This is a genomic window from Kribbella sp. NPDC003505, from assembly GCF_040610875.1.
Classification (GTDB): Bacteria; Actinomycetota; Actinomycetes; order Propionibacteriales; family Kribbellaceae; genus Kribbella.
Genome location: NZ_JBEXNA010000010.1, coordinates 220,926 through 233,429 on the forward strand (window position 1 = coordinate 220,926; position 12,504 = coordinate 233,429).

General features: G+C 70.7%; 12 protein-coding genes. 10 read left to right on the forward strand and 2 right to left on the reverse strand.

The window, feature by feature from the left end:
• Positions 1–67: 67 nt before the first annotated feature.
• The 5 genes from ABZX12_RS30795 (at position 68) to ABZX12_RS30815 (ending at position 5,910) form a co-directional block, all read left to right on the forward strand.
• Positions 68–1,048 (forward strand): helix-turn-helix transcriptional regulator, encoded by a 981-nt coding sequence (locus ABZX12_RS30795; RefSeq protein WP_355698866.1) that lies wholly within the window; start codon positions 68–70, stop codon positions 1,046–1,048.
• 29 nt (positions 1,049–1,077) lie between these two features.
• Entirely contained in the window at positions 1,078–1,749 is a 672-nt protein-coding gene (locus tag ABZX12_RS30800) for a FadR/GntR family transcriptional regulator (RefSeq protein WP_355698868.1), read from the forward strand.
• Positions 1,746–1,955, forward strand: a complete 210-nt coding sequence (locus ABZX12_RS30805) for a DUF6343 family protein (protein WP_355698870.1) — start codon at positions 1,746–1,748, stop codon at positions 1,953–1,955. Before ABZX12_RS30800 ends, ABZX12_RS30805 begins: the two co-directional genes overlap by 4 nt.
• Before the next feature lie 151 nt (positions 1,956–2,106).
• A complete protein-coding gene (locus tag ABZX12_RS30810; protein WP_355698872.1) occupies positions 2,107–3,687 on the forward strand; it encodes an ATP-binding cassette domain-containing protein in 1,581 nt (526 codons plus the stop codon).
• 87 nt (positions 3,688–3,774) lie between these two features.
• Positions 3,775–5,910: a heavy metal translocating P-type ATPase gene (locus ABZX12_RS30815; RefSeq protein WP_355698874.1), complete on the forward strand. Its 2,136-nt coding sequence runs from the start codon at positions 3,775–3,777 to the stop codon at positions 5,908–5,910.
• Here the strand turns inward: ABZX12_RS30815 and ABZX12_RS30820 are convergent.
• Positions 5,849–6,418, reverse strand: coding sequence for a helix-turn-helix domain-containing protein (locus ABZX12_RS30820; RefSeq protein WP_355698876.1), 570 nt, complete (start codon positions 6,416–6,418; stop codon positions 5,849–5,851). The genes ABZX12_RS30815 and ABZX12_RS30820 overlap by 62 nt on opposite strands.
• Positions 6,419–6,483: 65 nt before the next feature.
• On the opposite strand from ABZX12_RS30820, the gene ABZX12_RS30825 reads away from it, so the two are divergent.
• Complete coding sequence (locus ABZX12_RS30825) at positions 6,484–6,783, forward strand: DUF2218 domain-containing protein (RefSeq protein WP_355698878.1); 300 nt, start codon at positions 6,484–6,486, stop codon at positions 6,781–6,783.
• A 265-nt stretch (positions 6,784–7,048) separates the two neighbouring features.
• Here the strand turns inward: ABZX12_RS30825 and ABZX12_RS30830 are convergent, their stop codons facing one another.
• Entirely contained in the window at positions 7,049–7,174 is a 126-nt protein-coding gene (locus tag ABZX12_RS30830; RefSeq protein WP_355698880.1) for a hypothetical protein, read from the reverse strand.
• 122 nt (positions 7,175–7,296) lie between these two features.
• Here ABZX12_RS30830 and ABZX12_RS30835 point away from each other — a divergent pair, with 122 nt between their 5' ends.
• The 4 genes from ABZX12_RS30835 to ABZX12_RS30850 are packed head-to-tail and all read left to right on the forward strand — an operon-like array spanning position 7,297 to position 12,403.
• Complete coding sequence (locus ABZX12_RS30835) at positions 7,297–8,643, forward strand: cytosine permease (protein ID WP_355698881.1); 1,347 nt, start codon at positions 7,297–7,299, stop codon at positions 8,641–8,643.
• Positions 8,644–8,655: 12 nt separating this feature from the next.
• A complete protein-coding gene (locus ABZX12_RS30840; protein WP_355698883.1) occupies positions 8,656–10,227 on the forward strand; it encodes a hydantoinase/oxoprolinase family protein in 1,572 nt (523 codons plus the stop codon).
• Entirely contained in the window at positions 10,224–11,297 is a 1,074-nt protein-coding gene (locus tag ABZX12_RS30845) for a DUF917 domain-containing protein (RefSeq protein WP_355698885.1), read from the forward strand. Before ABZX12_RS30840 ends, ABZX12_RS30845 begins: the two co-directional genes overlap by 4 nt.
• A complete protein-coding gene (locus ABZX12_RS30850) occupies positions 11,294–12,403 on the forward strand; it encodes a DUF917 domain-containing protein (protein WP_355698886.1) in 1,110 nt (369 codons plus the stop codon). The genes ABZX12_RS30845 and ABZX12_RS30850 overlap by 4 nt, the downstream gene beginning before the upstream one ends.
• Positions 12,404–12,504 lie beyond the last annotated feature (101 nt).

Here is a 12,504-nt window from a genome sequence, read left to right on the forward strand (position 1 = left end):
ATCAGCGTGATCGCGGGCGAGTGGCGGTCCTATCCCCGATCCTGGGGATCTTTCGTACGCTCACGGTGTGCGGGATCGGGTGCAGCGACTGTGTTCCGGCACGCTCGACGCGAAAGAGTTGCGCGAGCGCGCGCTCGTCGAGCTGCGCCGCTCGGTGCCGTTCGACGGCCATGTCTGGGTGTTGACCGACCCGGTCACCCGCGTCGGCACGGCACCGCTGGCCGACGTGCCGGGGCTGTCGTGGGCCGAACTGCCAGGGCTGATCCGGGCGCGGTATCTGAGCGAAGGTACGCGCTGGACCGACCTCGCGGGCCGGTCAGTGCTGGCCTGGCGCCACACGGCGGACGTGCTGACCGCGGTGTTCGCCGACCGCTTCGGATGCTGGGCCTGGCTGGATCTGTGGCGCACCTCCGGGCCGCCCTTCACCTCGGGTGAACGTGACGTGATCGCATCCGTGGTGCCGGGCTTGACCGAGGCTCTGCGGGCCGCCCAGGCACGGACCTTCGCGACGGCTCCATCGGCGCCTCCGCCAGTGGCACCGGCGGTTCTCGTGCTGGGGGCCGATCTGCAGGTGCGGGTCGGTACGCCGGCGGCGCGTGCAGCGTTGCATCGGCTGAATCCGCCGGACGATCCCGCCGTCGTCGAGCAGGCGATCCCGGCGGCGGCGTACAACCTGGCGGCCGCGCTGATCGCGGCCGAGAACGCCGTACCTGTCGGACCGCCGTGGTCGCGCGTGCACCTCGGAGCCGGACGATGGGTGACGCTGCGCGCGGCCCGTACCGCACCCGCTTCGAGGTCCGACATCGCCGTCACGATCGAGGAGTCGACGCCGGCCGAGCGGCTGGAGGTGTTCGCCCTCGCCCACGGCCTGACACCGCGCGAACGCGAGGTCCTCGCCGAGCTCGCCACCGGCTCGGACTCCCGCCGCCTCGCGCAGCGCCTGGTCCTGTCCGAACACACGGTCAACGACCACGTGAAGGCGATCCTCGCCAAAACCGGCGCTGCCACCCGCCCGACCCTGCTCGCCCGGGTCGCCGGAACCGGGTGAACCGCCCCCTGCGAGGGCATACTGACGAAATGGCGTTGACGGATGAGGCGATCGTCAAGATCAAGGGGATGATCACCTCGGGGGAACTGGGACCCGGCGACCGGCTGCCGAAGGAGGCGGATCTCGCCGCGCGGCTGGGGCTGTCGCGGAACTCGCTGCGGGAAGCGGTGAAGGCACTCACGCTCGTCAACGTGCTGGACGTCCGGCACGGCGACGGCACGTACGTGACGAGTCTCGACTCGGCGCACCTGCTGGACGCGCTGAACTTCATGGTCGACCTGCACCGCGACGACTCGGTGCTGCAGTTCTTCGAGGTACGGCGGTTGCTCGAGCCCGGTGTCGCCGCGCTGGCCGCGACCCGGATCACCGCGGAGCAGGTCACCGAGCTGCGACTGCTGACCAGCGACCTGGCGCCCGACGCCTCGGTCGAGGAACTGGTCGCGAACGACCTGCAGTTCCATCGCGGGATCGCCGAGGCGACCGGCAATCAGGTGGTCTGCTCGCTGCTGGACGGCATCTCCGGCGCGACCCAGCGGGCCCGGATCTGGCGCGGCGTCACCCAGGCCGGCGCGGTCGAACGCACGCTGGCCGAACACGCCGCGATCCTGGACGCGATCGAGATCCGCGACGCCGAGGCCGCTCGCGCCTGGATGACCGCCCACATCGCCGGCGTCGAGACCTGGTTGCGCAAGGCGCCATGACCGGCGAGCCGCCGCCGCCGCGCAGCGCGTTGACGCTGCGCATCGTGCTGGCGGCCTTCGGTCTGTGCCTGTGGCTCGCGGCGACCGTCCTGGCCGCCGTCTTCGAGCTGCCGACCGGGTGGGTGGTCGCGTTCGGCGTGCTCGCGGTGGTGGCCGCCGTCGACCTGCTGATCGTTGCCCGGCGCAAGCTTCACGAAAACGGTTGATCGCGGCGGCCGGCCGCCCGTATCCTGGCAGCCGTCCCATTCCCGGCGTCAGGGGTCCGCGTTGTAACTCCGAGGTCTTTCTTCAGTCGACCGATCGCCACCTGTTCTGGTGCGCGGTCTCGTCCGAGACCTCGTTGGGAGTGCAACGCTCATGAGTTTTTCCCTGTCCTGTACCGACGTCTTCTTCGCCTGGCCCGACGGCGAGGTGCTGTTCGACGGCCTGACGTTCGTCGCCGGTCCGGTCCGTTCCGGCCTGGTCGGCCGCAACGGCGCCGGCAAGTCGACGCTGCTCCGGCTGATCGCCGGCCGGCTCACCCCGCAGCGCGGGGCGATCCGCGTCAGCGGCGAGCTCGGGTACCTGCCGCAGGACCTGACCCTCGACACCTCGTTGCGGGTCGACCAGGCGCTCGGCATCGACGCCGTCCGGCGCGCGATCACCGCGATCGAGTCGGGTGACGCCTCGGAGGAGAACTTCGCGGCCGTCGGCGACGAGTGGGACGTCGACGAGCGCGCGGAGGCGCTGCTCGGCAAGCTCGGCCTCGGTGCGATCGGCCTCGACCGCAGCGTCGGCGAGCTGTCCGGCGGCGAGACCATCCTGCTCGGGCTCGCGGCCGAGTTGCTGCGGCGTCCCGACGTCCTGCTGCTGGACGAGCCGACCAACAACCTCGACCTGCGGGCGCGGCGGCACCTGTACGACGCCGTCGACCAGTTCCGCGGCGCGTTGCTGATCGTCAGCCACGACCGGGAGTTGCTGGACCGCGTCGACCAGATCGGCGACCTGCGGAAGGGCGAGGTCACCTGGTACGGCGGGAACCTGACCGCCTACGAGGAGGCCGTCGCCGTCGAGCAGGAGGCCGCCGAGCGGATGCTGCGCGCGGCGGAGGCCGACGTACGGAAGCAGAAGAAGGATCTGGTCGAGGCGCGGATGAAGATGGACCAGCGCCGGGCCCGGGGGCAACGCGCCTTCGAGCAGGGCGGCATCCCGAAGATCGTCGCCGGTGGGCTGAAGCGGGCCGCGCAGGTGTCGGCCGGCAAGCATCTAGGGATGCAGTCCGAGCGGCTCGAGTCGGCGCAGGAGGCGCTGGCCGACGCGGAGGAGAAGGTCCACGACGACGACACCATCCGGGTCGACCTGCCGAAGACCGCCGTCCCCGCGGGGCGCGTCGTGCTGCGGCTGGAGGACCACGTCCTGCGGACCGGGGCGCACGTCGACCTGGAGATCCGCGGTCCGGAGCGGATCGCGCTGACCGGGCCGAACGGCGCCGGGAAGACGACGCTGCTGCAGTCGATCGTGGCGGGGGAGTTGCCGGCGGTTCCTTTCCGGTACCTGCCGCAGCGGCTCGACCTGCTCCGCGACGATCTGTCGATCGTGGACAACCTCGCGCTGCTGGCGCCGAGCACGGAGAACCAGGAGCGGCGGGCGCGGCTGGCGCGGTTCCTGTTCCGTGGGCGGGCGGCGGATCAGTTGGTCCGGACGTTGTCCGGTGGTGAGCGGTTCCGGGCGACGCTGGCGGCCTTGCTGCTGGCGGAGCCGCCGCCGCAGTTGCTGATGCTGGACGAGCCGACGAACAACCTGGACCTGTCGAGCGTGGGGCAGTTGCGCGATGCGCTCGCGTCGTACAACGGAGCGCTGGTGATCGCGAGCCACGATGTGCCCTTCCTGCGGGAGATCGGGATCACCCGGTGGGTCGAGCTGACGCCGGAGACGCTGACGGACATCGACCCGCTGTAGCCGGTCGGGGGTGAGCCCCGTCACCTCGGGTGGCGGGGCTTCGTCATGCCCTTGATTCCTATACCCCCTAGGGGTATGGTTTGGGGTATGGACGAGCACGAGCACCACGAACACGGCGGGCACGCCGACCAGTCCGGCCACATGGCGCCCGCCGACCACACGGGGCATGGCGGCCACGGTGAGCACGGTGGGCATAGTGGGCACGGGGATCATGCGGCGCAGTTCAAGGACCGGTTCTGGATCAGTCTGGCGCTGGCGGTGCCGGTGGTGTTCTTCAGCGAGATGTTCGCCGACCTGCTCGGCTACATGCCGCCGGAGTTCCCTGGATCGGGGCTGATCGCGCCGGTGCTCGGCACGGTCATCTTCGTGTACGGCGGGCGCCCGTTCCTCACCGGCGGCTGGAGCGAGCTGAAGTCGCGGCAGCCCGGGATGATGCTGCTGATCTCGATGGCGATCACGGTCGCTTTCGTCGCTTCGTGGGTGACCACGCTGCAGCTCGGCGGCTTCGACCTGGACTTCTGGTGGGAGCTCGCGCTGCTGATCGTGATCATGCTGCTCGGGCACTGGCTGGAGATGCGCGCGCTCGGCGCGGCGTCAGGTGCGCTCGACGCGTTGGCCGCGCTGCTCCCGGACTCGGCCGAGAAGGTGACCGACGACGGGGTCGTCGAGGTGTCGCTGCACGAGTTGCAGGCCGGCGACGTCGTCCTGGTGCGTTCCGGAGGACGGGTTCCGGCGGACGGGACCGTGGTCGAGGGGCAGGCCGAGGTCGACGAGTCGATGATCACCGGCGAGTCGCGGCCGGTGTCGAGGGCCGTCGGGGACCCGGTGGTGGCCGGAACGGTTGCCACCGACAACGCCCTGCGGGTCGAGATCACCGCGGTCGGCGACGACACCGCGCTGGCCGGCATCCAGCGGCTGGTGGCCGAGGCACAGGCGTCGTCGTCGCGCGCGCAGGCTCTGGCTGACCGTGCCGCAGCGTTCCTGTTCTACTTCGCCTCGATCGCCGGTGTGATCACGTTCGTGGTCTGGGCGTTGCTGGGCAAGCTCGACGACGCCGTGACGCGCACCGTGACGGTGCTGGTGATCGCCTGCCCGCACGCCCTCGGGCTGGCCATCCCGCTGGTGATCGCGATCTCCACGGAGCGTGCCGCGAAGGCCGGCGTCCTGGTGAAGAACCGGTTGGCGCTGGAGCGGATGCGGACGATCGACGCGGTGCTGTTCGACAAGACCGGCACGTTGACGAAGGGGGAGCCGGCCGTCACCGGCGTGGCCACCGTCGAGTCGGTCTCGCAGGACGAGCTGCTGGCGCTGGCCGCCGCGGTCGAGGCGGACAGCGAGCATCCGCTGGCCAAGGCGATCGTCAGGGCGCACGCGACCCAGGCTGCCGGTGCGCGAGCCGGTGGTGGAGCCACCGGCGGCAACGGAAACCTCGTTGCCACGGACTTCCGGTCGCTGACCGGGCGCGGCGTCCAGGCCGTGGTGGACGGATCCGAGGTCGCCGTCGGCGGACCGGCGTACCTGCGGGAGAACGGCCTGGCCGAGCCGGACGGGCTGGAGTCCGAGGTCGCGGGCTGGAAGGACCGCGGGGCCGCGGTGCTGCACGTGGTCCGCGACGGCGAGGTGCTCGGCGCGATCGCGCTCGAGGACGAGGTCCGGGAGGAGTCCCGGCAGGCGGTCGCCGCGCTGCACCGGCGCGGCGTGAAGGTCGCGATGATCACCGGCGACGCGCACCAGGTCGCCGAGGCGGTCGCGAAGGAGCTGGGGATCGACGAGGTGTTCGCCGAGGTGCTGCCGCAGGACAAGGACGCCAAGGTCGCCGAGCTGCAGGCGCGCGGGCTGAAGGTCGCGATGGTCGGTGACGGGGTGAACGACGCTCCGGCCCTGGCGCGGGCCGAGGTCGGGATCGCGATCGGCGCCGGCACCGACGTGGCGATCGAGTCCGCCGGTGTGGTGCTCGCCGCCGACGACCCGCGGGCGGTGCTGTCGGTGGTCGAGCTGTCGCGGGCCAGCTACCGCAAGATGTGGCAGAACCTCATCTGGGCCACCGGCTACAACGTGATCACCGTGCCGCTGGCCGCCGGAGTGCTCGCCTTCGCCGGCGTCGTCGTCTCCCCGGCCGTGGGCGCACTCCTGATGTCGATCTCCACGATCGTCGTCGCCCTCAACGCCCAGCTCCTGCGCCGCCTCGACCTGTCGCCGGAGCGCCTAACCCGTCAAGGGTGACCTTCACCAGGCGCCGTACCGCCGCTTTCGACGGTACGGCGCTTGCGGCTTGCAGCGCGTGGATGCAGTACGTCGCCAGCTCCTTCGCGGGTACGTCGTCGCGCATGGTGTCCAGCCGATCCGCGATGAACGAGACGAGATGTTCGCGCGCGTGGTCGACGTGCGCCGATCGGTGGAGGGATGCGGCGGGCTCGGACGGCGGATGGTCGTGGCAGATGAACGCGTACGCCTCCAGCACGTCCTCGATGCGGTGCGTGCGCTCCCAGATCTCGGCGAGCTGCCGTAGATGGTCCGCAACCTGGCGCTGATGCCAGGCGATCAGGATCGACTCGACGTCCGCGAAGTACTTGTAGAGCGTCGCCCGCCCGATCCCGGACCGCTGCGCGACCTCGGCCATCGTCACCCCGGTCACCCCGCGCTCGGCCACCACCGCGCCGGCCGCGTCGAGCACCGCCGTACGCACAGCCTCCCGGTGACTCGCGACACTGTCGTTCCACAACTTCGGCATGACGTGATCCTAGCTGGACAACCTGCCTATGATCGAGACACTCTGTCTCGAAAAAGGAGGTTCTGATGCCTGCTCTCGAAGCGCGGCTCGACACCGAGCGAGCTGAGCGGTACCTCGGTCAGCTGGCCAGTCATCTGTCGCACGGGCCCGGTGGGTTGACGGTGGTCTCGGCGTCGGCGGAGGAGCTCGTGATCGACCTCGGTACGGCGACGTGGACGATCCGCTCCAGCCCGCGGCAACTGCTCCTGCATCTCCGGGCCGAGGACGCCTCGGTCCTCGAGCAGCAGAGCGCACGCGTCGCGCACCGCGTCGAACAGATCGGCCGTCGCGACGAACTGCACGTCCACTGGAATCCTGCTCGGTAAAGGCAGCCGGGCCGCAAGACTGCTGCGGCCCGGCTGCGTCGAGGGTCAGCTGACGGGGAGGCGGCCGAGCAGGCGTTGCATGGTGGCGATCTCGGTGGTCTGGGCCGTGTGGATCGTCTTGGCCAGTGCGATCGAGGCTGCGTCCTTGCCTGACGTCTCGCGAACTCGACGTCCGCGTCGTTGAACGAGGCTACCGGAGCGGTCGCGCTGGTCTGCTCAGCGCAGTACACCCAACGACGACGGCGTCATCCGGGGCGACGACCGTTCACCCACCACCCGCCGTGCCTTCGCGAACAGCGGGAGGATCGCCGGGGGAGGTGAGGCCGTGCATGGCGAAGACCCCGGCGACCACGGTGAGTATGCCGAGCAACCGCAGCATGCGACCGGCCATCCCGACAAGAGTAGCGAGCTGGGCCGGTTGCACAGTCACCGCCCAGGGAGTGTGCACTCTCCACGGTGAGTACCAGGGACGCCCGTCGTACGTTCGATGAAATCCCAGGGCTGGAGGTTTCGATGGCCGGTACATCTGTAGGTGCGGACGACTACGCGCTCGCCCGGGTCCCCGAGCACGCGCGGTACTCCTGGTGGTCGGTCGCGACCCAGCGCTTCGGGCAGATCTCGGCGCTCAGTCAGTTCCTGCTCGGCGCGACGCTCGGGTTCGGCATGAGTTTCTGGGACGCGTTCTGGGCGCTCACGCTCGGCGCGGTGATCCTCGAACTGGTGGCGATCCTGATCGGCGTCATCGGCACCCGCGAGGGGCTGCAGACGTCGGTGATCGCGCGCTGGACCGGCTTCGGCCAGGCCGGCTCGTCGCTGATCGGGCTGGCGATCGGGATCAGCCTGATCGGCTGGTTCGGGATCCAGTCCGCGGTGTCCGCGGCCGGGCTGAGCCAGCTGATCGGCGTCCTGCCGACGTGGGGCTGGTCGCTCGTGTTCGGTCTCGCGGTGACGCTCGTCGTCCTGCGGGGCTTCCACTCGATGGCCTGGGTCGCGTACGTGACCGTCCCGGCCTTCCTGCTGCTGGTCGGCTGGTCGATCATCAGCGAGCTCTCCGACCACAGCCTCGGCTCGCTGGTCAACGCCGCGCCGGCCGGCCCGCACCTGAGCCTGCTGGAGGGGACGACGCTGGTCGCCGGCGGATTCATCGTCGGTGCCGTCATCACGCCGGACATGACCCGCTACAACCGGACGGTCGGTGACGTGGTCAAGCAGACCGTGCTCGGCATCACCCTCGGCGAGTACGTGATCGGTCTGGTCGGCGTACTGCTGGCGCACGCGATCGGCTCGGCGAACGTGGTCACCATCGTCACCTCGTCGGTCGGCTGGGTCGGCACGCTGGTGATCATCCTCGGCACGATCAAGATCAACGACTGGAACCTCTACAGCTCCGGCCTCGGCGTGGTGAACTTCATCGGCACCGTCTTCGGCCGGCACGTCAACCGGGCCGCCGTCACGCTCGTCGTCGGTGTGCTCGGCAGTGTGCTCGCGGCCGGCGGGATCCTGGACAAGTTCACCGACTTCCTGATCCTGCTCGGGGTCGCGTTCCCGCCGATCGCCGGGATCATGGTCGCGGAGTACTTCGTCGTGAAGCGCTGGCGCCCCGACCTGGACGCCTCCCGGCCCAGCGGCGCGCTGCCCGCGACCGCACCGACCTGGGTGCCGGCGACGATCGTGATCTGGATCGGCGCCGCGCTGATCGGCAAGTACGTCGCGTGGGGCCTGCCGAGTATCAACTCGCTCCTGGTCGGCTTCCTGGCGTACGTCGTCGCGGGCAAGCTCGGCCTGATCCGCGGCGTCGGCACGAGCCGCACGATGGACAGTGAGACCGCCGGCGTCACCGCCGTACCCGCGACAAGCTGAGAGGAACTGCAGATGCGAATCGGCATCGATGTCGGTGGCACCAACACCGACGCCGTGCTGCTGGACGGCACTGGAGCCGGCATCAACGTGCTGGCGGCCAACAAGTCCGCGACGAGTGCGGACGTGACCGCCGGCATCATCGACACGCTGGACCGGCTGCAGGCGGAGCGATCCTTCGACCCAGCACAGGTGCAGGCCGTGATGATCGGCACCACGCACTTCATCAACGCTCTCGTCGAGGCCAGGCGGTTGGCGCCGACCGCGGCGTTGCGGCTCGGGCTGCCCGCCACCGCTTCGCTGCCGCCGCTGGTCGACTGGCCCGAGCGGCTGGTCGAGGCGATCAGCGGCCGCAGCTACCTGGCGCACGGCGGTCACGAGTTCGACGGCCGGCACATCGCCGAGCTGGACGAGGACGAACTGCGCCGGCACGCGGGCGACATGGTCAGTCACGGCGTTCGGTCGGTGGCGATCTCGTCGGTGTTCTCTCCGGTCAGCAACGAGTTCGAGCTGCGCGCGGCGGAGATCCTGCGGTCCGAGCTCGGCGACGACGTGGCGATCTCGCTGTCGCACGAGATCGGCCGGATCGGCCTGCTGGAGCGGGAGAACGCGACCATCATCAACGCAGCGCTGCGCGAGCTGGCCGCTTCGATCGTCGATGGACTGGCCGGCGCCGTCGCGGGTCACGGCATCTCCGCGCCGCTGTACCTGAGCCAGAATGACGGCACGCTGATGGACGTCGACTTCGCCCGCCGGTACCCGGTGGCCACGTTCGCGTCCGGGCCGACGAACTCGATGCGCGGCGCCGCGCTGCTGTCCGGTCTCGACACGTGCGCGGTCGTCGACGTCGGCGGTACGACGAGTGACGTGGGTGTCCTGACGCACGGCTTCCCGCGGGAGGCGACGACCGAGGTCGACGTGGCCGGCGTCCGGACCAACTTCCGGATGCCCGACGTGCTCAGCATCGGGATCGGCGGCGGCAGCCTGGTGGCCGACGGCGGCGACCAGGTGACGGTCGGACCGCGGTCGGTCGGATACCGGCTGACGGAAGAGGCGCTGGTCTTCGGCGGCAAGACCCTGACCGCGACGGACATCGCGGTCGCGGCGGGGCGGGCCGAGGTCGGCTCGGCGGACGCGGTCGCCGACTTGGATCCCACGTTGGTGAAGGCTGCGCTGGCCCGGGTCGCGGCGGACATCGCGGACGCGGTCGAGCGGATGCGGACGTCGCCGGACCCGTTGCCGGTGGTGGCGGTCGGCGGCGGCTCGATCCTGCTGCCGGACGACCTGCCCGGCAGCCTCGCCGTGCACCGGCCGGACAACTTCGCGGTCGCGAACGCGATCGGCGCCGCGATCGCGCAGGTCGGCGGCGAGGTCGACCGGGTGTACGCGATCGATCCGGGCCGCCGGGACGCGGTGGTGGACGAGGCGCGGCAGGAGGCCGTCGACCGCGCGATCGCGGCCGGCGCCGATCCGGCGGCCGTGCGGATCGTGGACTTCGACGAGGTCCCGATCCCGTACCTGCCCGGCAATGCGACCCGCATCCGCTGCAAGGCGGTCGGCGACCTCCGGCTGGGGGAGACCCGATGAAACTCCGGGCCGAGGACCTGGGTGCGCTGGCCCGCGGTGCTGCGGTGCTGGGGACCGGTGGTGGCGGGGATCCGCACATCGGGCGGCTGCTGGCGGAGCAGGCGCTGAAGGAACACGGGCCGGTCGAGATCGTTGCCGTCGGCGACCTTCCCGACGATGCCTGCGTGCTGCCGGTGGCGATGATGGGCGCGCCGACGGTGATGGTGGAGAAGCTGCCGTCGGCGGACCAGATCTCGGTCGCCGTGCAGACCCTGGCGAGGTACGTCGGGAAGACGCCGACCCACCTGGCCTGTATCGAGGCCGGCGGGGTCAACTCGACCGTCCCGGTGATCGCCGCTGCGCAGCTCGGGCTGCCGCTGGTCGACGGCGACGGGATGGGCCGCGCGTTTCCCGAGCTGCAGATGGTGCTGCCGACGCTGGCCGGGATCGAGGCGACGCCGATGTCGATCGTGGACGAGAAGGGCAACCGCGGCGTCTTCGACACGATCAGCAACGAATGGGCCGAACGGCTGGCCCGCTCGGCGACCGTCGACATGGGCTGCTCCGCAATCGTGTCGCTGTACGCGATGACCGGCGCGGACGTCCGCGGATCGTTCGTCGCCGGCACGCTGAGCAAGTGCGTGACGATCGGGCGCGCGATCGAGCATGCGCAGCGAGCCCATTCCGATCCGGTCGCGGCGGTGGTGGACGAGCTGGGCGGCCGGCTCCTGCACGTGGGCAAGGTCGTCGACGTGCAACGCCGTACGACGACCGGCTTCGCGCGCGGTGACGCGGCCGTCGACGGCCTCGACGCCTCGCACGGCCGGCTGCTGGTGCTGCGCTTCCAGAACGAGCACCTGGTCGCGGAGCTCGACGGTACGGCGGTGGCGACGACGCCGGACCTGATCATCGTGCTGGACACCGAGTCCGGCGAGCCGATCACCACCGAGGCGCTGCGCTACGGCCACCGGGTCAGCGTGCTCGCCGCCCCGGCCGACGAACGCTGGCACTCGCCCGAGGGCATCGAACTGGTCGGCCCGCGGTACTTCGGCTACGACCTCGACCCGATCCGCGCCCTGGAGACCGTATGAGCTGGGAGTTGGGGATCGAGCACCTGAGGGATCTCGCGCGCGGCGCCGCGATCCTCGGGACCGGCGGTGGCGGCGACCCGCTGATCGGGCGGCTGCTCGTCGAGCAGGCGATCCGCGAGCACGGCCCGATCACCGTTCTCGACCCGGACGAGCTGGCCGACGACGCCTTCGTGATCCCGACCGCGCAGATGGGCGCGCCGACCGTCATCGTCGAGAAGATCCCGCGCGGCAGCGAACCGGTCGGTGCGCTGCGTGCGCTGGAGAAGCACCTCGGCAAGCGCGCCGACGCGACGATGCCGATCGAGTGCGGCGGCATCAACTCGATGATCCCGCTGCTGGTCGCCGCCCGGACCGGGTTGCCGGTGGTCGACGCGGACGGGATGGGGCGTGCGTTCCCCGAGCTGCAGATGGAGACGTTCTCGGTGTACGGCGTCCCGGGGTCGCCGATGGCGATCGCCGGGGAGCACGACGAGACCGTGGTGATCGACACCGGCCATGACAACCAGCAGATGGAGTGGCTGGCGCGCGGCATCACCATCCGGCTCGGCGGCGTCGCGCACATCGCGGAGTACTCGATGACAGGTGCCGAGGTGAAGCGGACCGCCGTACCGCGGACGCTCTCGCTCGGGCTGTCGATCGGCCGGGCGGTCCGGGAGGCGCGGGCGGCGCACGAAGACCCGATCGAGGCTGTCAGGGCAGCACTGGCCCCGACGCTCTACAACCACCTGCGGGTACTGTTCCGCGGAAAGGTCGTCGACGTCGAGCGCCGCACCGTCGAGGGCTTCGCGCGCGGACGGGCCCGCTTCACCTCGTACGACGGGGCGTCGCGGCTCGAGCTGCGCTTCCAGAACGAGAATCTGGTCGCCGAAGTCGACGGCGAGGTGGTGTGCACGGTGCCGGACCTGATCTGCGTGCTGGAGGCGGACACCGCGGAGCCGATCACCACCGAAGGCCTGCGCTACGGCCAGCGCGTCACCGTGGTCGGCATCTCCACCCCGGAGCTGATGCGCACCCCCGAGGCCCTGGCCGTGTTCGGGCCGTCCTGCTTCGGGCTGGACGTCACGTTCAGCCCTGTCGAGCGCCGCGCGGAGGCGCTCGTCCTCTGACCCTCGGCCCGCCGTGCTGACCCCTCCGCGGCGGGCCGGGGTTCCACCGGACGTCCCGCACTCACCAACCTCGCGGTCCGTCGGCCCGGCACGCTCAGCCC

Bases quoted from the DNA above. Each gene is read 5' to 3' on its own strand.
- ABZX12_RS30800 (WP_355698868.1), top strand. From the start codon at position 1,078: ATGGCGTTGACGGATGAGGCGATCGTCAAGATCAAGGGGATGATCACC.
- ABZX12_RS30805 (WP_355698870.1), top strand. From the start codon at position 1,746: ATGACCGGCGAGCCGCCGCCGCCGCGCAGCGCGTTGACGCTGCGCATC.
- ABZX12_RS30810 (WP_355698872.1), top strand. From the start codon at position 2,107: ATGAGTTTTTCCCTGTCCTGTACCGACGTCTTCTTCGCCTGGCCCGAC.
- ABZX12_RS30815 (WP_355698874.1), top strand. From the start codon at position 3,775: ATGGACGAGCACGAGCACCACGAACACGGCGGGCACGCCGACCAGTCC.
- ABZX12_RS30820 (WP_355698876.1), bottom strand. From the start codon at position 6,418: ATGCCGAAGTTGTGGAACGACAGTGTCGCGAGTCACCGGGAGGCTGTG.
- ABZX12_RS30825 (WP_355698878.1), top strand. From the start codon at position 6,484: ATGCCTGCTCTCGAAGCGCGGCTCGACACCGAGCGAGCTGAGCGGTAC.
- ABZX12_RS30830 (WP_355698880.1), bottom strand. From the start codon at position 7,174: ATGGCCGGTCGCATGCTGCGGTTGCTCGGCATACTCACCGTGGTCGCC.
- ABZX12_RS30835 (WP_355698881.1), top strand. From the start codon at position 7,297: ATGGCCGGTACATCTGTAGGTGCGGACGACTACGCGCTCGCCCGGGTC.
- ABZX12_RS30840 (WP_355698883.1), top strand. From the start codon at position 8,656: ATGCGAATCGGCATCGATGTCGGTGGCACCAACACCGACGCCGTGCTG.
- ABZX12_RS30845 (WP_355698885.1), top strand. From the start codon at position 10,224: ATGAAACTCCGGGCCGAGGACCTGGGTGCGCTGGCCCGCGGTGCTGCG.
- ABZX12_RS30850 (WP_355698886.1), top strand. From the start codon at position 11,294: ATGAGCTGGGAGTTGGGGATCGAGCACCTGAGGGATCTCGCGCGCGGC.